Here is an 18,008-nt window from a genome sequence, read left to right on the forward strand (position 1 = left end):
CCACTTTAGTCTGCTCTTTTGTAAACCTATTTCATTGTAGGCTTATCTTTCTTAACTTACAATACCCGTTCTTAAAATTAGATAAAACTCCATCTAATCTCCCTAACGTATAAGACGTAAGTTAAAATAAAAGGTTTCATTAATTTAAGTAATATAACAAAATATCTTAAGAACTCTCTAAATAGAAATACCAGCCTCAAAGTTGCTTCATTTATTATAACATAATAAAATTAAAAATTTTAGAAAATTCTGGTGGGCTTCCGTCAGTGTTAAGCGTACAAAAATGAACCCTCCCATTAATCGCATACCGAAAAAGGACTGCAGCGCCCGTTCAAGCTGCAGTCCTTTTCACTATTGAATCGCAAACATCAGATCCGCTTCTGCTACGACCTTGCCATCCACGGAAGCTGTGCCTTTTCCTTTAACGATGGAGCGACGCTGTTTGGTGACCTCCATTTCAAGGCGCAGCTGGTCTCCCGGCTTCACCTGTCCTTTGAACCGGCATTCATCAATGCCTGCAAATAGGGCGAGCTTTCCTTTCATGTCTTCCTGCTGCATCAGCGCGACGCCGCCGGCCTGGGCGATTGCTTCAATAATAAGCACTCCCGGCATCACCGGATAGTCAGGGAAGTGCCCGTTGAAAAATTCTTCATTGGCGCTGACATTTTTAATGCCTACCGCCCGCTCCCCGGGTTCTACCTCGATAATTTTATCGACCAGCAGAAACGGGTAGCGGTGGGGAATAATCTCTTTAATTTGTTCTATTGAAAGCATCATTTTTTCCTCACTTTTTATGCTAATTTCCTCGGATTAACCGGTAAATCTCCAGCCAGGTCGATGGGTTTAAAGCCTGAAAAGGGTTGCCTCCCCCGACCGCATAGCCGATCATCAAGCCGATAATCGAGCAGATAAAAGCCAGAACTAAAATAATAATCAGCCAATGCCACCAGAGCAGGTGCTGAAGACGTGCACGTACCTTCTGCGCGCCTCTTTTCAGCTGTTCTTTCCTATTCGGTTTGGAAGTCCTTGTATGGTTGTCCTGATTGTTCATATGTACTATCTATGCTCCCTTAACCGCAAAGACTTATCGAATACTGTTAATTAATCCAAGCATCTGGTCTCCCTGCGTCAACGCGCGGGAATTAAACGAGTATTGTCTTTGGGCATTCATCATATTTACTAATTCATTCGATAAATCCACATTAGACTGCTCGACCATTCCCTGCTTTACGCTGGACGGGTCAGCTTCTATAACCATATCATCTTCCGCTGCCCCGAGTCCATCTAAATCCTCAAAACGATACCGATTGCCCCCGACAGACGTTAACGCCTGTGGGCGCTCCACCTGTACCACGCCAAATGAACCAAGGTTCACCGTGTCACCGGCTGCCGTTACAGCTGTCAGTTCCCCGTTTTCCTGCATTGAAAACTCGGAAGCTCCTGCAGGAATATCAAATCTTCCTCCGGCTTCGTTTAATACAAATCCGCCGTTCTGATCAACGAGCGTATAGCTTCCAGGCGTCTCAGGGTTTTCTGACAGATACAGCTGCCCGTCTTTTGTATATTCAACCACCCCGTCTTCTGCTTCTATCTGGAAAAAAGCATCCGTGTCCTCAAGAGCAAAATCGAGCTCCCGTTCACTCTCTTTCAGCGATCCCTGCTCCATGCGAAGCGCTGTCTGACCGACTGATGCTCCCCCGCCTGTTCGTATCCCCGGAGGAGTAAGCCGGCCGGTGCCGTTTTCCGGCATTGGCATGTTGTCCTGCTGCTGGTACATCATTTCACTGAATGTCGCCTGTCGTGATTTAAATCCAGCTGTCTCCGCGTTGGAGAGGTTATTGCTGATGGTATCCATCTGCTGCTGGACAGACCCCATGGATTGAAATGGTATGCGTAATCCCGAATACATGCTCTCTTCCTCCTGAATTCTATTTTATATGTTCACCGTATAGTTAACCGAGCCGTCCGACTTCATTCACAGCCTTTTCCATGCTGCGGTCATACGTCTGCATAACTTTCTGATTGGATTCGAACATCCGGTACGCTTCCATCAGCTCCGTCATCGCCTGGGTGGAGTCGGTGTTGGACTGTTCGAGAAACCCCTGTTTCATCTGATAGCGGACGTCTTCATTATCCGCTGCAGCGCCGAGCTCCTCCTCCGCTTCAAAAAGACCCGCTTCGGTTTTGACTAAATCGTTGGTGTCCGGTGCATAAGCCACGCCCAGCTGACCGGCTTCCCCGCCGTTTTCAAGCAGCACCGTGCCGTCTTCGGTAATTTGAAAATTCTCATTTCCCGTTTCCACAGGGGCGCCTTCGTTATTTAGTATGTACTGCCCCTCCGAGGTCGTTAAAAATCCTTCTGCATCCACTGTCCAGTTTCCGTTCCGGGTGTAGGCCGTTCCGTCTTCTCCCTGGACCGTGAACAGCACTGCGCCGTTTTCATCCGGCACCTCTGCTTCGAGCAGAGCAACATCGGCTGGCGCGTTAGTTTCCTGCAGCTCTCCCGGAGTAAACGAAGGAGTCTGGTCCTGCATGTAGACGCCTGTGCCAAGTGAGCCGATCGTATGCGGCCCTTTTCCTGCATTTTCCGCATGCAGCAGCTGCTGTGGAAACGTCCGGATCGCACTTTGATCGGATTTGTAGCCCGGTGTGTTGGCGTTGGCAATATTATTGTTCAGCATATCCGTTTTTCTCTGCTGGGCTGTCATCCCCGACGCAGCGTTATAAAAACCCCTCAGCATAATTGTATTCCCCGTTTCCGTAATGTAGGCCGAACGTAAGCCTGGCTGGGCATGCTTCTATCTTCAAATCGTCCACATTTATAATTAGTTCTATTTTACCACAAACGTCTAATCCGAGGAATATAAGCCCGCATTTAGTGAAGTATATCCTATTTCGACGGATACTATATACCTACTCTTAAAGCATAAAAAGACCACCACTGAATAGTGATGGCCTGCTTTATTGAAAACTTAATTAAGAGCGCTGGGCTGTTTTCATGGAAGTGTCTGCTTCCTCGTCTGCATTTACGCGTTTTACATTTGCGCCGAGACCCTGCAGCTTTTTATGAAAGTCTACATATCCACGGTCAAGGTGACGGAGCTCTGTTACCGTTGTTTCTCCCTCTGCTACGAGACCGGCAACGATCAAAGCGGCGCCTGCACGGAGATCGGTAGCTGACACTTCAGCGCCCTGCAGTTTTTTCGGGCCGCTGATAATAGCCGTGCGCCCTTCAATTTTGATGCTTGCGTTCATACGCTGGAATTCTTCTACGTGCATAAAGCGGTTTTCAAAAACCGTTTCTGTAATAAGGCCGGTGCCCTTTGCCTGGGTTAGAAGCGCCATAAACTGCGCCTGCATGTCTGTTGGGAAGCCAGGATGCGGCATCGTCTTAATATCGACCGGCTTTAAAATATCCGGGCCAGTGACAAGCATGCCTCCGTCGCTTTCTTCAATTTTCACACCCATTTCCCGCATTTTTGCTACAAGCGGGCGTAAATGTTCGTGCATTGCCCCTTCGACGAATACTTCTCCTCCGGTGATCGCAGCAGCAATCATAAAGGTTCCTGCCTCAATCCGGTCCGGAATAATCGTATGCTCCGCTCCGGTTAATTTATCTACACCTTCAATGCGGATCGTGCCGGTTCCAGCGCCGCGGACTTTGCCTCCCATGGCATTAATAAAGTTGGCAAGGTCCGTGATTTCCGGCTCTTCTGCGACGTTTTCAAGCGTTGTCGTACCTTCTGCAAGAGCAGCGGCCATCATGATATTTTCCGTAGCACCAACACTTGGAAAATCAAGATAAATGCGTGCTCCCTGCAGGCGTTTTTCTACCTTCGCTTCGATATAGCCATTACCGATTTCCACGTGCGCACCCATTGCTTCAAATCCTTTCAGGTGCTGGTCGATCGGGCGGGAGCCAATCGCACATCCCCCCGGAAGTGCGATGTGGGCAATCCCTTTTCTTGCCAAAAGCGGACCCATAACGAGAAATGAAGCCCGCATTTTGCTGACATATTCAAACGGAGCTTCCGTGGAGAGGTCTCCCGTGGCGTCAGCTGTCCAGCGGTGGTCCTCGTAATTAACTTCTGTTCCGACATGGCGCAAAACATTGGAGATCGTGTCTACGTCTGCGAGCGGCGGCACATCATAAAGTGTGCTTTGCCCTTCTTCTGCCAAAAGAGTAGCTGCAATAACAGGCAGAACCGCATTTTTTGCTCCTTCTGCTTTGACGGACCCCTTTAGGCGTCTGCCTCCCTGTACAATAATTTTATCCAATTTAATTCCCTCCGCTATACTTATGCATATTATCTTTTTGTGCTGCGTACTTTACCTGAAAGAGTTGTGCTTTTTTTCGTCCATTTGTCTAACCTTTTCATTAGTCGCTTCCCGTCTCAAAACGTTACAGAGGTAAAGAGACAGTTTTTCCGTGTCCATTTCAGCAGCATCGATGAGTTTCATACAGAATCCTTTACCCGCTCCCGCATTTTCATAATCTTTTATGCCAAAAGTGTGAAAAACAGGTAACGAAGATACAAAGAAAAATCAAAATAATCGATAAAGAAACTGCTTACAGAGTAGCTGATTGCAATAGCGAACAATATAATCAAAAGTCTTCCCTTCAGGCTTTCCGGCCTCCGGATAAAAACGTCAAACCGAAACGCCTGCAGACACCACCAGGTCAGGATAAAAAAAGAGAGATGAAGCAGGATATGTATTAGTGCTTCCTGGCCGTCCGGATTCATGCCATCATGCCTTTCTTTGTTGCTGTACAACGTTCTTTGCAAATTTTAAGCCACGTTTCAGAGTAACCAAATGCATAAGGGAAAACAAGAGACGAAGGTTCTGCTACTATGTGCGGCGGTCATTGGATTCACGAGGTCTTGTACTATTTTTATAAAAGTTTGTATAACTATAAGCATATTTTATTATAAAGGATTCGTAATCAAACATCTATAGTTCTATCTTCTTTAGAAACACAGGTGCTGCTACTATTTAATTTCACTATTCACTGCCGGGGCCATACTCATATAAAACAAAAGAACCGTTTCTCCTTTTGGAAAAACGATTCTTCAGGTGTAACTTTATGAGCCTTCGGAAACCTTCAGTCGGGTATTGGCCCGTTTTAACGCAAGGCGTGCCCGCATGATGTCAATTTCCTCTTCATTTATCCGGTCCAGTCGTTCCTCCGCCCGCTCTTTGGCGATGCGGGCTCGTTCCGGATCGATCTCTCCTGGAGTTTCTGCAGATTCCGCTAAGATATTAACGGCGTCAGAGCGGACTTCTACGAATCCTTCACTCACAGCCAGTAATTTTACTTTGTTGTCATACTTAATGCGGACTGCATCAATCTTTAGAGGAGCCACGGTTGGAACGTGGCCGGGGAGAATCCCCATTTCGCCACTTTCCGCACGAACACTGACCATCTCTACTTCTCCATCAAAGACGGACCCGTCCGGAGTCACTACGCTGAGATGCATCGTTGCCATCTGTGTTCTCCCTCCCCCGTGTCGTCCTTAGGACATAGATTTTGCTTTTTCCACTACATCTTCAATCGGGCCGACAAGGCGGAAGGCGTCTTCCGGTACGTCATCGTGCTGCCCGTCAAGAATTTCCTTAAATCCACGCACTGTATCCTGCACGGATACGTACGTACCCTTCTGGCCGGTAAACTGCTCTGCCACGTGGAAATTCTGTGAAAGGAAGAACTGAATGCGGCGGGCACGGTTTACCGTGAGCTTGTCTTCTTCGGAAAGCTCTTCCATCCCGAGGATTGCGATAATATCCTGGAGTTCATTGTATTTCTGGATTGTTTGTTTCACCTGCTGGGCAACATCGTAATGCTCCTCACCGACAACCTCCGGTGCAAGCGCACGTGAGGTGGAAGCGAGCGGATCCACAGCTGGATAAATACCCATTTCTGTTAGCCGGCGCTCCAGGTTGGTTGTCGCATCAAGGTGGGCAAACGTTGTTGCCGGTGCTGGGTCCGTATAGTCATCGGCGGGCACATACACTGCCTGAATCGATGTAACCGACCCTTTTTTCGTGGAAGTGATACGTTCCTGCAGCTGACCCATTTCGGTCGCAAGCGTTGGCTGATACCCAACGGCGGACGGCATCCGGCCGAGGAGGGCGGATACTTCCGAGCCTGCCTGCGTGAAACGGTAAATGTTGTCGATAAAGAGAAGCACGTCTGCCCCTTCTTCATCACGGAAATGCTCTGCCATTGTCAGGCCGGTCAGAGCTACGCGCATCCGGGCACCTGGCGGTTCGTTCATCTGGCCGAACACCATGGCTGCTTTATTAATAACGCCAGAATCGCTCATTTCAAAGTAAAGGTCGTTCCCTTCACGGGTACGCTCCCCTACCCCTGCAAACACGGAGATACCGCCGTGCTCCTGGGCAATGTTGTTAATAAGCTCCTGAATAAGTACCGTTTTCCCTACGCCGGCACCACCGAACAGGCCGATTTTTCCGCCTTTTACGTAAGGGGCAAGCAGGTCTACAACTTTAATGCCTGTCTCAAGCACCTGCGTTTCCACAGCGAGCTCGTCAAATTGTGGCGGCTTACGGTGAATCGGCTTGCGCTCGACGCTGTCCTCCACCTGCTCTTTCATATCAATAGGTTCACCAAGAACGTTAAATACGCGGCTCAGCGTGTCATTTCCAACCGGAACCGAAATAGACCCTCCTGTGTTGGTCACTTCTGTTCCGCGGATTAAACCGTCTGTCGAAGACATCGCGATCGTCCGCACGGAGTTGTCGCCCAAATGCTGCGCAACTTCGAGAGTAACTTCAATTGCATCCTTATTTTCGGTGGCCGGCTGTGATACGCGGAGCGCGTTGTTTAGTTCCGGAAGCTGACCGCTTGGGAACTGAACATCAATAACCGGTCCCAAAATCTGAGTAATTCGACCGTTTTCTTCACTCATTGTAATTGTTCCCCTCCTTACTGTCCGGCTCGGCCGGACGAAATGATTCTTCTATTCAAGCGCAGCTGCACCGCCGACGATTTCGGTAATTTCCTGCGTCACGGCCGCCTGGCGGGCACGGTTATAGGAAAGGGTTAAATCATCGACCATGTTGTTGGCGTTATCGGTTGCTGCACTCATCGCTGTCATCCGGGCCCCGAACTCACTGGCTTTGGCATCAAGCAGGGCGCCGTAGATTAAGCTTTCCGCATACTGCGGAAGAAGCTGCTTTAAAATCGCTTCCGGCGAAGGCTCGTATTCATACTGGGCTGTGCCTTTGCTGTCCTCTTCACTTACTTCCTCCGTCAACGGCAGCAGTTTCTTTTCTGTTACCTTCTGCTGGATCGGGTTAATGAAGTGGTTGTACCAGATATACAATTCGTCCACGTCTTCATTTGCATACAAATCAACGGCAAGACGCGTAACGTTTTTAATATCGTTAAAGGACGGCTGGTCCGGCAGACCCGTAATTTCATCGAACATTGGAATGCCGTAACGTTTTAACAGGTCCCGTCCCGTCCGGCCGATTACAATCACACTGTATTCGTCCTTTGACTGGTGACGCTCCCGCAGCTTTTGCATTAAGTCCCGAAGAATGTTCGAGTTATATGCCCCTGCAAGCCCCTGATCTGTAAATATGGCAATGTAGCCGGTCTTCTTTACAGGACGTTCTTCAAGCATGGGGTGGGAGATACCGCTGCTGCCGGCAGCGATGCCGGAAACAACGTCTTTAATTTTTTTCGTATACGGCTCATATCGCTGAGCATTTTGCTGGGCCTTATTCAGCTTCGACGCAGAGACCATTTCCATGGCACTTGTAATCTGCTTCGTTTTTTTCGTCGACTGGATACGGCCTTTAATTTCTTTTAAGGAAGCCATCTGTTCACCACCTTTTGAACCTTTTTACGTTCGGCACTCTTTATTTTGAAGGGTTAAATGACTTCTCAAACGATTGAATCGCCTGTTTGAACTCTTCTTCGTCCGGAAGTTTTCCAGTGTCACGAATACCTGCCAAAAGCTCTGAATGACTTGATTCAAGATACGCAAGCAGTTCTTTTTCGTAACGGCGGATGTCGTCTGTTGGGATGTTGTCCAGGAATCCTCTTGTCAGGGCAAACACAATTGCGACCTGCAGCTCCATCCGAAGCGGCTGGTGCAGTCCCTGTTTGAGTACTTCTACTGTTCTTCCCCCGCGGGCCAGTTTGTCCTGTGTCGATTTGTCCAGGTCGGAACCGAACTGGGAGAAGGCTTCAAGTTCACGGAACGATGCCAGGTCCAGACGGAGCGTACCGGATACCTTTTTCATTGCCTTCGTCTGAGCCGAGCCGCCGACACGGGATACGGAAATACCCGGGTTGATGGCTGGACGGACGCCGGAGTTGAAAAGGTTCGCCTGCAGGAAGATCTGGCCGTCGGTAATGGAAATCACGTTTGTTGGAATGTAGGCACCTACGTCCCCTGCCTGGGTTTCAATGATTGGAAGAGCGGTCATTGAACCAGCGCCTCTCTCATCACTCAGTTTTGCTGCACGTTCGAGCAGGCGGGAGTGAAGGTAAAAGACGTCCCCTGGGAAGGCTTCACGGCCCGGCGGGCGGCGAAGGAGAAGGGAAAGTTCACGATAGGCGTTCGCCTGTTTTGTTAAGTCATCATACACAATAAGCACGTGCTTGCCGTTGTACATAAACTCTTCGCCCATGGAAGCTCCGGCATACGGAGCCAGGTAAAGCATTGGTGCAGGCTCGGAAGCTCCGGCGTTTACAACAATCGTGTAATCAAGCGCGCCTTTCTGACGGAACGTATCCACGACTTCTGCCACGGTGGAGTCCTTCTGTCCGATAGCCACATAAATGCAGATAACGTCTTCGTCCTTTTGGTTCAAAATCGTATCGATCGCAACTGCCGTTTTACCGGTCTGGCGGTCGCCGATAATGAGCTCACGCTGGCCGCGTCCGATAGGAATCATTGTGTCCACGGCTTTAATACCGGTCTGGAGCGGTTCGGATACCGATTGACGGTCCATAATTCCCGGTGCTCCGCTTTCAATTGGACGGGATTTGGTCGTGTTGGTGGAGCCGAGTCCGTCTACAGGCTGGCCAAGTGCGTTAACTACACGTCCGAGCAGCTCTTCGCCGACCGGCACTTCCATGATGCGGCCGGTCCGTTTGACCTGGTCGCCTTCACGAATTTCTTCATAGGCGCCGAGAATAATAATACCCACGTTGCCTTCTTCAAGGTTCTGCGCCATACCCATGACGCCGTTTTCAAATTCCAGAAGTTCACCGGCCATCGCGTTGTCCAGGCCGTAGGCGCGGGCGATACCGTCCCCTACCTGAATGACGATGCCGACTTCTTTGGACTCTGTTTCCGCTTCAAACTGTTCAATCTGCTGTTTAATTAAAGAACTAATTTCATCGGGTTTGATACTCACCAGGATTCACCCCATTCATGATAAATTCGTTTGCGTTATATTACGCTGCAAGCGGTCTAGCTGACCTTGAATGCTTCCGTCAAAAATTGTATGTCCAATGTGCACCTTCATGCCGCCAATGAGCGAAGGATCCACTCTGTTTTCAATATAAAGCTCACGCTTTCCGACCCGCTGGGCAAACTTGCGGGAGACTGCCTGCTTCTCTTCATCCGTTAATGGCTTCACGGTATAAACGACCGCGTTGGCAATGCCGAGACGGTCGTTAATCAGCGCAATTACTTCCACTGCCACTTCATCAATCAGGTGAAGCCGTTTCCGGTCAAGCAGCACATTCAGCATTGAACGGCTGCGCTCACTCCAGGAACCAAATGTACTCGCAATGAAAGACTGCTTTCTTTCACGGCTGATCGACGGGTATCTGAAAACCTGAGCAATCTCCGGATGCGTGTGGAACACTTCGAGCATCGCTTCCCATTCCTGCTTGGTCTCTTCAAGAGCCCCGTGTTCTTCCGCACTCTTTAACAGTGCACGGGCATAGCGTTTCGCCAGGGTTGGATTACTCATAAGCGACCGCCGCTTTCCTGTACGTATTCCTGAATCAGTTTTTCCTGTTCTTCTTCATCTAATTCTTTTTCAATAATTTTCGTCGCAATTAACACAGAAAGCTGGCCAACCTGGGCACGAAGCGCTTCAACTGCCTGCTCCCGCTCTCTCGTAATATCAGCGAGGGCATTATCTTTCACACGGTTAGCTTCTTCGTGGGATTCCCGGATAATTTCCTTGGACTGCTCCTGAGCTGTTTTACGGGACGTTTCAATGATGGACTGCGCTTCTTCGCGCGCTTTCTCCATTTCCACCCGCTGCTCTTCTAAATATTTTTCCGCTTCCTGACGGTGATTTTCCGCTGTCTCTATTTCATTGGAAATGTGATTTTCACGTTTTTTCATCTGCTCCACAATTGGACCCCAGGCGAACCGGCGAAGCAAAAGCAGTAAAATGACAAACGTAAAAAGTGAGAAAAGCACATCTCCGAACGCAAATGTAGATGGCAAAAGATTTCACTCCTTTCTTAGATATACAAAAGGAATGGCGAAGCCAGTTCCCCCACTCCGCCATTTTGCTTCCCTTTCCAAAACGTATGTTTATTGGAAAAGCGTGATAAAACCAACAACGACTGCGATGATCGGCACTGCCTCAACAAGACCGATACCAATGAACATAAGTGTCTGCAATCTGCCACCAAGCTCCGGCTGACGGGAAGTACCGTCGATTGCCCCTTTGATTACGATTGCGTTACCAATACCTGCACCAATTGCTGCTAAACCTGCTGCGATTGCAGCTGCTAAAAGACCCATGTGCAAATCCTCCTTAAATTAGTTTAAAACTATATTGTTGTTTCGTTGTTTCCGCAGATGCTGCTGTGATTAATGATCCGTTTCCACTTTGTGTGAAATGTAGACCATCGTTAGTACCAGGAAGATAAACGCCTGGATAAAACCGATAAACAGGCTGTATCCCTGCCAGGCAACCATTGGGATAATACCAAGAGCGGTACCGATTGGAAAGGTTGTACCCACCGTCGCCAGAAGCGTCAGCAGTATCTCTTTGGCATAAAGGTTGCCGAAAAGCCGTGCCCCGAGTGTCAATGTGTTGGTGAACTCTTCAAGAATGTTAATCGGGAAGAGAAATTTCTTTGGACGGAAGTAGTTCTTTCCGTACTCCTTCGCTCCGCGAAGCTTGATGCCGTAGAAGTGTGAAAGCACAATTACCATAACGGCAAGTGTCATCGTCACAACCGGATCAGCCGTCGGTGATTTCCACCAAAGCACGTGAGTTTCATCATTAATCAGCATGAACGGAATCCCGAGCAGATTCGCTACCAGTATGAACAGGAAAATCGTAATTCCAAGTCCGAAGAAACGTTCTCCGGTTTTCCAGTCCATGGTGCTTCCAATCATATTGCGGACGAATTCAATTACCATTTCAAACACATTCTGCATGCCAGTCGGTCTCATAGAGAGAGTCCGCGCACTCACCAATCCAATGATGAACACAATGGCTGCTGCAATAGTCAGCATCATGACATTGGAAAGATTGATGTGGAAGCCGGGTATACCAAACAAATCATAGATATACGGCGATTCGTGCTCTATATTCAAGTCTCAGTCACCCCTTTACTATGTTAGTCGATTGTGCGCTGCAGCTGAAAAACTACTTTTCTTTGCTGAAGTGAACGGATAAAGCATAAAGCAGCAGATAAGGACTGAACAATCCAATCACAAGGTAAAGCAGACGGAATTGTTCCGGAAACCGGACATAGAGCATGGCAATGACTACTCCTACTGCGAGCCTTGTGGCCATGCCAAACGGAAAAATCTTTTTTTCCGCGAGTACCGCCTTCTGGATTCGTTTTGTCTCCCGGTGGGCGTGCCAGATATTAAAAGCTCCTCCGCACGCTCCTGCAAATAAGCTCACTGCTTCCTGCCGGAACGCTGGAATCAGCGCCGGAGCACCAAACAATACAAGCATGCCAGCCAATCCTATAAATAACGAGCGGAGATACAAGCTTGTATCATTCATGCGCGGGCCACCTTTTCCTCCGAAACAGACTCATTAGTCCGTTAATACACTACGAAATCCATTGAGAGAATTTTTACACAACTTTATGTAACGTGGTTGTCCCCTGCATGTTTTTGGCAAAAAAAAGAAACAATTGCGTGGATCCTGCCGTTCATGAAGGAAATACAAATTTCTCCCATATGTAAACCTTATCATACGTTCTTCATCATCGTACAATAGCCGCCACATGATGTCAATGGACGAAATTAACGAAAACCCTGTATTGTCGCGTGTTTCAGGCATTTTCTATTTTGTGTCTATTAAGTGACATTTTCATATCTTCAAGCCAGGTAAAAGCTGGGCAGAAAGCATGAACGTGTTCTGCCACTGCCCCGCCTCATTAACAGAATATCCTTTTATAAATCAAAGAGCTTTTCCCGTACGTGCGGAAAAGCTCTCTCATCTATTATTTCGTGCCGAATAAACGGTCTCCTGCGTCCCCGAGGCCCGGAACAATGTAGCCTTTGTCGTTTAACTTCTCATCCATCGAAGCCAGGTAAATGTCCACGTCCGGATGTGCGTCCTGAACGAGTGCCACTCCTTCAGGCGCTGCGATTAAACACATGAGCTTGATATTCTGGGCTCCGCGTTTTTTCAGGCTGTTCAATGCCTCAATAGCAGAACCGCCTGTCGCAAGCATCGGATCAATCACGATAAATTCCCGCTCTTCGACATCACTCGGAAGCTTCACATAATATTCTACCGGCTGCAGCGTTTCCGGATCCCGGTACAGCCCGACGTGCCCTACTTTTGCTGCCGGGATCAATTTGATGATACCGTCGGTCATGCCGAGTCCTGCGCGCAAAATCGGCACCACTCCCAGCTTTTTGCCTGCAAGCGTATAGGATTTGGCCGGTCCCACCGGAGTTTCCACCGTTACTTCCTGAAGCTGAAGGTTTCTTGTAATCTCAAACGCCATCAGGGTAGAGACTTCATCGACAAGCTCCCGGAATTCCTTCGTTCCTGTTGAGACGTCCCGGATGAATGTAAGTTTATGTTGAATGAGCGGATGATCCAGTACATGTACATTTCCCATAAGTATAGTCGGCTCCTTTTTCCCCGGCATCAGCCGGTGCTTATTAACCCATGTCCCTATCGAACATATTCTTTAGAAATTCTACCTAAAAAGCGTGATGGATTCAAGGTTATATAAAATGACAGAAATATGCCGCAACTTCTGCGTGCTGCTGGAAATAACAGCAGCGCCCGGATGCACTGCTGCGAACGTTTATTTTAAATTGTCTTCAATGTATTTTACCGTTTTGCGCAGCTCTTTCGGACCCGGCCGGCCGAATGGATTTGTCTGGCGGTGCTGGTATAAAAATCTGCCTTCTTCGTCGATCAGAAAATATGCAGGCTCCCCGTGGGCTCCGTGATCTTCATATGGCGCTTCCGAGCTGTGATAAAAGACGCCGTAATCGTCGAGTACCTTCAGTGCTTCGTCGACAAGCACCGGGAACGTGAGTCCGTATTCTTCGGTCATCGTACGCAGGTCCTCAGGATTATCGGTGGAGATGGCTGTGATATTTACATTATTATTTTCAAAAAAACCGCGGTGCTCTTCCCAGGCCTGCAGCTCTTCCTTACATACCGGACACCATGAACCCCGGAAAAACACGAGCAGCTGCCATCCCTTACCTATTTTTTCTTCGAGTTTAAATTCTTCGCCGTTTACATCAGCAAGCGTGAACATCGGCGCTTTTTCATTTAGTGCAAAAACCATTTGAACTCCTCCTTTTCCCAATCTACATATACCCTAACACACTTGCATTCACCCCTGAAAAACAAAGGCGTCCGCCAAAAGGAATAAAAAAACAGCTGCCTCCTTTAAATAGGAGAACAGCTGTATTCATGCCCCTTTTTTGACCGGGGTCCGCCATCTTACAGATATTCGTAAATTGGGAAACGGCCCGTTAAAGTTTTCACGCGCTCAGCCGCTTCTTTTAATGCTTCCGCGTCTTCATGGTTTTTCAGCGTATAGGCAATGATGGCGCCTATTTCCTTCATTTCTTCTTCCCCAAAGCCTCGGGACGTAACAGCTGCAGAACCTAGACGGATACCGCTTGTAACGAATGGCTTTTCCGGATCATACGGAATGGCATTTTTGTTCGCTGTGAGGCCGACTTCGTCCAGCGCTTTTTCCGCTATTTTCCCTGTCAGCTCCAGGCTGCGGGTATCCATCAGCACGAGGTGGTTGTCGGTGCCGCCCGAAACGACGTTAATTCCTTCATTCTGCAACGAGTCGCTTAAGCTTCGCGCGTTTTTCACGACGTTTTCGGAATACGTGACGAAATCCTTCTGCAGTGCTTCGCCGAAGGCAACAGCTTTCGCCGCAATCACGTGCATAAGCGGTCCGCCCTGCAGACCCGGGAATACTGCTTTATCAATCTTTTTGCCGAACTCTTCCTTACAAAGCACGAGCCCTCCACGCGGTCCGCGCAGCGTTTTGTGTGTTGTTGTCGTAACAAAGTGCGAATGAGGAACCGGGTTTTGGTGCACTCCTGCTGCTACCAGTCCGGCAATGTGTGCCATATCAACCATCAAGTACGCATCCACCTCATCGGCGATTTCACGGAATTTTTTAAAGTCAATTTCACGCGGATACGCACTTGCACCGGCGACGATTAATTTCGGCTGCGTTTCTTTTGCCACGCGAAGCACTTCATCGTAATCAATCACCTGATCTTCTTTAGTCACACCGTATTCCACGAAATTGTACTGAACACCACTGAAGTTGACGGGGCTTCCGTGGGTTAAATGGCCGCCGTGGGAAAGGTTCATGCCAAGCACCGTGTCACCGTGATTTAAAATCGTATAGTAAACCGCCATATTTGCCTGGGCGCCGGAGTGAGGCTGCACGTTCGCATATTCTGCCGAGAATAGTTCCTTCGCCCGGTCAATGGCGAGCTGTTCGACCGTGTCCACATGCTCACAACCGCCGTAGTAGCGGCGATTCGGGTAGCCTTCCGCATATTTGTTGGTAAGCACAGACCCCTGCGCTTCCATTACTGCACGGCTCGTGAAGTTCTCCGAAGCGATCAGCTCGATCTTGTCGCGCTGGCGCCCCAGCTCCTTCTGCATTGCCTCAAATATGGCCGGATCCTGCGTTTGTACACTTTCTGCATTTACCTTTGTTTCCATCTGTAAATCTCCCTTCCCTTTCGGTACAATAACGAACGATTATCTTTTCCGCGAATATTTCATTCGTTATTTTTCTCTCCATGTTACTATGTTTTTCATTGTAACACGTATTTTTTAGGAAATTCCGTACCTTACGAAATTTTTTCGAATTTCTTTATTTCCTTTCTGCATCTGAAGAAAAAAGAACCGCAGCATGCGATTCTTTTTCCGGAGACTATTCGTAGCGGGCACGCTCCCCGCCGATCAGCTTGGGCCGTGTTTTTGCCATCGTTACATAGGCAGAACCAATCTGCTTCTGCGGGCCGCGTACCGGAACCGCCACCGGCTTCAAATGCATACCGATCAGGGTGGATCCGATATCAATGCCTGCATCTGCTTTTACTGCTTCGATGACAACCGGCTCGCTCATGTGTTTATACGCATACGAGCTCATCGAACCGCCTGCTCTCGGGTGGGGCACCACGCTTACAGCTTCGAGACCGTAAGCCTCTGCCGTCTCCCTTTCCACCGTAAGCGCACGATTAATATGCTCACATCCCTGAAACGCAAGATGTACGCCGGTTTCTTCCCGGAACTCCTGAAAGACATCAAACAGCGCTTCGGCGACTTCCTCAGATCCTGCCTTACCGATATGCTCGCCGAGCACTTCACTGGTGCTCGTGCCAATCACAAGCACCTGGCCGCTGCGGAGTGATGCCTGTTCCTTTAATGAAGCTAACAATTCCCGTAAAGGCTGCTGCCATTCTGCTTTGTTCACCATGACAACTCATCCTTTCTTCGTTCCTTATTCTTCAATAGCCGATACTTTTTGAATGCGGTCGGCGTGACGGCCCCCAACGTGCTCCGTGCTGATCCAAGCTTTGACAATTTCGCCGGCAAGGCCGGATCCAATAACTCTAGCGCCCATCGCCAGTACATTACTGTCGTTATGAGCCCGGGTCATCTTTGCACTGAATACGTCATGGACCAACGCGCAGCGGATACCGTTAACTTTATTCGCAGCAATCGACATGCCGATGCCCGTACCGCAGACAAGAATCCCACGGTCCACTTCGCCGGCCGTTACTTTTTCAGCCACCGGCACCGCATAGTCCGGGTAGTCCACAGAATCACTGCAGTCACAGCCCAGGTCTTCGTATTCCACCCCTGCTTCGTCCAGTACAGCTTTAATTTCCTCTTTTAATTCATATCCGCCGTGATCGGCACCCAATGCTACTTTCATGTCAACCTCTCCTCCGTTTGATTGTACTGTTTTCAGTCTCTCACGTATCCATCCGCCTGTAAATCTCCAGGCTCAGTCCAGCGACTTTTCTTTCCTGTACCGCTCCCATGCTGCCTGAAGCGCTTCTTCCATTTCCTCTGCCGTTTCGTGATATACCTTCCGGCCTCCGCCGATAGGGTCTCCAATATCCTTATCCCCATCGCTTTGGGCATATTCCTTTAAGAGCACCGTTTTCGTTTCCGTACCCGGAAACATCCGCTGCATAATATCTTTATGCCCCTGGGTCATTGCAAAGATAACGTCCGCCCAGTCGATTAATTCCTTTGTGAGCGGCTGGGATTCATGATCCATCTCCACCTGTCTTTCATCCATCGCCCGGACGGCTTCTGTTGCTGCCGGCTCTCCATTTGTAGCCATCACACCGGCTGAAGCCACCTCCACCTCCGGATAATGGTGCTTCATCAGCGCAGCGGCCATCGGACTCCGGCACGTGTTCCCTGTACAAATAAACAATACGTGATAACTCATCGTCATCGACTCCTTGCAGAAGTTTTCATTGTTCTGAAGATGCTGCTTTTTCCAGACGGTTCATGAGTGCGGTCCCAATCCCTTCTTTTGAAAAAACTTCACAGAAAGCAGCGTCCACCTCCATTGTATCTAATTCACGAAGAACAGCGTACAATTTTGCTGCCGTTTCTTCGGGCACCCGGCGCGAGCCTAAACTAAGAAAAGCATCCGCCTGCATCCACGCTGATTTATTCTCTTCCACAGCAAGCACCGCTACCTTCTTTCCTTCCTCCTGGCAGGCCCGGAGCTTTTCCTGCCATGCTTCCTCCGGCCCTTTCATTAAATAGAGGGATGTCGCCGGCGAATAGTGACGGTATTTCATCCCCGGTGCTGCAGGTGCTTCCTCTGAAGGAGCACTTTGCGAATAGCGGACTGTGTCCGGGCCGAGCACCTGCTCGATCTGCTCTTTAGTAACTCCTCCCGGACGCAGAATCCAGCATACTTCTGACGTACAGTCCACGACGGTGGACTCCACTCCGTATCCACACGGGCCGCCATCAATCACCGCATCAATTTTCCCGTGCAGGTCACTGTAGACGTGCTCCGCCGTGGTCGGGCTCGGGGATCCGGACCGGTTGGCACTCGGCGCTGCGACCGGCACACCTGCGTGTGCCAATACTGCCTTTGCCACCTCGTGCTCCGGAATCCGTACAGCTACTGTGGATAACCCTGCCGTTACAAGAGGCGACAGAGGGGTTGCTTCCGTCAATGGGAATATGAGCGTCAATGGACCGGGCCAGAATGCGTCCATCAGCTTTTCCATGCTCTCTGTCCATGTAACCCCGAGCGCAGGGAGCTGAGCACGGTCAGCAATATGGGCAATCAGCGGATTGTCGGGCGGACGGTTTTTAGCTTCAAAAATTGCCCGGACAGCATCCGTAGACAATGCGCTTGCCCCTAGACCGTAAACCGTTTCCGTCGGGAGAGCCACTGTTTTCCCCTGCTTTATCCACAGCCCCATCTCCTTTAGTACAGAGTTTTCCGCCGATGCTTCATTTATTTTATCCACATTTTTTATAACCGTCTGTTTATAACTCATTCAGCTTTCGTTCCTTCCAAA

Annotated in this window: 22 protein-coding genes; all 22 read right to left on the reverse strand. The window is 49.2% G+C overall.

Annotated elements, in window-relative coordinates; translation table 11 throughout:
• Window positions 1-351 precede the first annotated feature (351 nt).
• On the reverse strand, window positions 352-774 hold the full coding sequence (gene fabZ, locus ACTRXG_RS06205; protein WP_027847263.1) for a 3-hydroxyacyl-ACP dehydratase FabZ: 423 nt from the start codon (window positions 772-774) through the stop codon (window positions 352-354).
• Window positions 775-796: 22 nt separating this feature from the next.
• Window positions 797-1,051: a DNA-directed RNA polymerase subunit beta gene (locus ACTRXG_RS06210; protein WP_474284343.1), complete on the reverse strand. Its 255-nt coding sequence runs from the start codon at window positions 1,049-1,051 to the stop codon at window positions 797-799.
• A gap of 33 nt (window positions 1,052-1,084) precedes the next feature.
• Entirely contained in the window at window positions 1,085-1,909 is an 825-nt protein-coding gene (locus ACTRXG_RS06215) for a flagellar hook-basal body protein (RefSeq protein WP_474262344.1), read from the reverse strand.
• Between the two features lie 43 nt (window positions 1,910-1,952).
• Window positions 1,953-2,741 carry a flagellar hook-basal body protein gene (locus ACTRXG_RS06220; protein ID WP_474284344.1) on the reverse strand — a complete coding sequence of 263 codons (789 nt, stop codon included), beginning with the start codon at window positions 2,739-2,741 and terminating at the stop codon, window positions 1,953-1,955.
• A 235-nt stretch (window positions 2,742-2,976) separates the two neighbouring features.
• Complete coding sequence (gene murA / locus ACTRXG_RS06225) at window positions 2,977-4,278, reverse strand: UDP-N-acetylglucosamine 1-carboxyvinyltransferase (protein WP_474262346.1); 1,302 nt, start codon at window positions 4,276-4,278, stop codon at window positions 2,977-2,979.
• 221 nt (window positions 4,279-4,499) lie between these two features.
• Window positions 4,500-4,787: a DUF1146 family protein gene (locus tag ACTRXG_RS06230; RefSeq protein WP_462867443.1), complete on the reverse strand. Its 288-nt coding sequence runs from the start codon at window positions 4,785-4,787 to the stop codon at window positions 4,500-4,502.
• 297 nt (window positions 4,788-5,084) lie between these two features.
• Window positions 5,085-5,489, reverse strand: coding sequence for a F0F1 ATP synthase subunit epsilon (locus ACTRXG_RS06235; protein ID WP_462867445.1), 405 nt, complete (start codon window positions 5,487-5,489; stop codon window positions 5,085-5,087).
• Window positions 5,490-5,516: 27 nt separating this feature from the next.
• Window positions 5,517-6,932, reverse strand: coding sequence for a F0F1 ATP synthase subunit beta (gene atpD / locus ACTRXG_RS06240; RefSeq protein WP_474281053.1), 1,416 nt, complete (start codon window positions 6,930-6,932; stop codon window positions 5,517-5,519).
• Between the two features lie 51 nt (window positions 6,933-6,983).
• Window positions 6,984-7,850, reverse strand: a complete 867-nt coding sequence (atpG, locus tag ACTRXG_RS06245) for an ATP synthase F1 subunit gamma (protein WP_022794571.1) — start codon at window positions 7,848-7,850, stop codon at window positions 6,984-6,986.
• Between the two features lie 40 nt (window positions 7,851-7,890).
• Window positions 7,891-9,399, reverse strand: a complete 1,509-nt coding sequence (gene atpA / locus ACTRXG_RS06250; RefSeq protein ID WP_474277996.1) for a F0F1 ATP synthase subunit alpha — start codon at window positions 9,397-9,399, stop codon at window positions 7,891-7,893.
• A gap of 15 nt (window positions 9,400-9,414) precedes the next feature.
• Window positions 9,415-9,963 (reverse strand): F0F1 ATP synthase subunit delta, encoded by a 549-nt coding sequence (locus ACTRXG_RS06255; protein ID WP_474262349.1) that lies wholly within the window; start codon window positions 9,961-9,963, stop codon window positions 9,415-9,417.
• On the reverse strand, window positions 9,960-10,451 hold the full coding sequence (atpF, locus tag ACTRXG_RS06260) for a F0F1 ATP synthase subunit B (RefSeq protein WP_474262350.1): 492 nt from the start codon (window positions 10,449-10,451) through the stop codon (window positions 9,960-9,962). Before atpF ends, ACTRXG_RS06255 begins: the two co-directional genes overlap by 4 nt.
• Before the next feature lie 90 nt (window positions 10,452-10,541).
• Window positions 10,542-10,754: a F0F1 ATP synthase subunit C gene (gene atpE, locus ACTRXG_RS06265; RefSeq protein WP_022794575.1), complete on the reverse strand. Its 213-nt coding sequence runs from the start codon at window positions 10,752-10,754 to the stop codon at window positions 10,542-10,544.
• A gap of 69 nt (window positions 10,755-10,823) precedes the next feature.
• Window positions 10,824-11,552: a F0F1 ATP synthase subunit A gene (gene atpB, locus ACTRXG_RS06270; RefSeq protein WP_474262426.1), complete on the reverse strand. Its 729-nt coding sequence runs from the start codon at window positions 11,550-11,552 to the stop codon at window positions 10,824-10,826.
• 58 nt (window positions 11,553-11,610) lie between these two features.
• Window positions 11,611-11,979 carry an ATP synthase subunit I gene (locus ACTRXG_RS06275; RefSeq protein ID WP_474262351.1) on the reverse strand — a complete coding sequence of 123 codons (369 nt, stop codon included), beginning with the start codon at window positions 11,977-11,979 and terminating at the stop codon, window positions 11,611-11,613.
• A gap of 445 nt (window positions 11,980-12,424) precedes the next feature.
• Window positions 12,425-13,054, reverse strand: a complete 630-nt coding sequence (gene upp / locus ACTRXG_RS06280; RefSeq protein WP_474262352.1) for a uracil phosphoribosyltransferase — start codon at window positions 13,052-13,054, stop codon at window positions 12,425-12,427.
• Between the two features lie 192 nt (window positions 13,055-13,246).
• Window positions 13,247-13,741, reverse strand: coding sequence for a peroxiredoxin family protein (locus ACTRXG_RS06285; RefSeq protein ID WP_474262353.1), 495 nt, complete (start codon window positions 13,739-13,741; stop codon window positions 13,247-13,249).
• A 158-nt stretch (window positions 13,742-13,899) separates the two neighbouring features.
• A complete protein-coding gene (gene glyA, locus ACTRXG_RS06290) occupies window positions 13,900-15,159 on the reverse strand; it encodes a serine hydroxymethyltransferase (RefSeq protein WP_474284345.1) in 1,260 nt (419 codons plus the stop codon).
• A 214-nt stretch (window positions 15,160-15,373) separates the two neighbouring features.
• Window positions 15,374-15,919, reverse strand: a complete 546-nt coding sequence (locus tag ACTRXG_RS06295) for a TIGR01440 family protein (protein ID WP_474277992.1) — start codon at window positions 15,917-15,919, stop codon at window positions 15,374-15,376.
• Between the two features lie 24 nt (window positions 15,920-15,943).
• Complete coding sequence (gene rpiB / locus ACTRXG_RS06300) at window positions 15,944-16,381, reverse strand: ribose 5-phosphate isomerase B (RefSeq protein WP_474262356.1); 438 nt, start codon at window positions 16,379-16,381, stop codon at window positions 15,944-15,946.
• A 72-nt stretch (window positions 16,382-16,453) separates the two neighbouring features.
• Window positions 16,454-16,909 (reverse strand): low molecular weight protein arginine phosphatase, encoded by a 456-nt coding sequence (locus tag ACTRXG_RS06305; protein WP_474262358.1) that lies wholly within the window; start codon window positions 16,907-16,909, stop codon window positions 16,454-16,456.
• Between the two features lie 25 nt (window positions 16,910-16,934).
• On the reverse strand, window positions 16,935-17,987 hold the full coding sequence (locus ACTRXG_RS06310) for an L-threonylcarbamoyladenylate synthase (protein WP_474284346.1): 1,053 nt from the start codon (window positions 17,985-17,987) through the stop codon (window positions 16,935-16,937).
• Between the last annotated feature and the right edge of the window lie 21 nt (window positions 17,988-18,008).

The sequence above is a fragment of the Marinococcus sp. LNSP9103-4 genome, assembly GCF_056034345.1.

Bases quoted from the DNA above. Each gene is read 5' to 3' on its own strand.
- fabZ (WP_027847263.1), bottom strand. From the start codon at position 774: ATGCTTTCAATAGAACAAATTAAAGAGATTATTCCCCACCGCTACCCG.
- ACTRXG_RS06210 (WP_474284343.1), bottom strand. From the start codon at position 1,051: ATGAACAATCAGGACAACCATACAAGGACTTCCAAACCGAATAGGAAA.
- ACTRXG_RS06215 (WP_474262344.1), bottom strand. From the start codon at position 1,909: ATGTATTCGGGATTACGCATACCATTTCAATCCATGGGGTCTGTCCAG.
- ACTRXG_RS06220 (WP_474284344.1), bottom strand. From the start codon at position 2,741: ATGCTGAGGGGTTTTTATAACGCTGCGTCGGGGATGACAGCCCAGCAG.
- ACTRXG_RS06235 (WP_462867445.1), bottom strand. From the start codon at position 5,489: ATGGCAACGATGCATCTCAGCGTAGTGACTCCGGACGGGTCCGTCTTT.
- atpD (WP_474281053.1), bottom strand. From the start codon at position 6,932: ATGAGTGAAGAAAACGGTCGAATTACTCAGATTTTGGGACCGGTTATT.
- atpG (WP_022794571.1), bottom strand. From the start codon at position 7,850: ATGGCTTCCTTAAAAGAAATTAAAGGCCGTATCCAGTCGACGAAAAAA.
- ACTRXG_RS06255 (WP_474262349.1), bottom strand. From the start codon at position 9,963: ATGAGTAATCCAACCCTGGCGAAACGCTATGCCCGTGCACTGTTAAAG.
- atpE (WP_022794575.1), bottom strand. From the start codon at position 10,754: ATGGGTCTTTTAGCAGCTGCAATCGCAGCAGGTTTAGCAGCAATTGGT.
- ACTRXG_RS06275 (WP_474262351.1), bottom strand. From the start codon at position 11,979: ATGAATGATACAAGCTTGTATCTCCGCTCGTTATTTATAGGATTGGCT.
- upp (WP_474262352.1), bottom strand. From the start codon at position 13,054: ATGGGAAATGTACATGTACTGGATCATCCGCTCATTCAACATAAACTT.
- ACTRXG_RS06285 (WP_474262353.1), bottom strand. From the start codon at position 13,741: ATGGTTTTTGCACTAAATGAAAAAGCGCCGATGTTCACGCTTGCTGAT.
- glyA (WP_474284345.1), bottom strand. From the start codon at position 15,159: ATGGAAACAAAGGTAAATGCAGAAAGTGTACAAACGCAGGATCCGGCC.
- ACTRXG_RS06295 (WP_474277992.1), bottom strand. From the start codon at position 15,919: ATGGTGAACAAAGCAGAATGGCAGCAGCCTTTACGGGAATTGTTAGCT.
- rpiB (WP_474262356.1), bottom strand. From the start codon at position 16,381: ATGAAAGTAGCATTGGGTGCCGATCACGGCGGATATGAATTAAAAGAG.
- ACTRXG_RS06305 (WP_474262358.1), bottom strand. From the start codon at position 16,909: ATGAGTTATCACGTATTGTTTATTTGTACAGGGAACACGTGCCGGAGT.
- ACTRXG_RS06310 (WP_474284346.1), bottom strand. From the start codon at position 17,987: ATGAGTTATAAACAGACGGTTATAAAAAATGTGGATAAAATAAATGAA.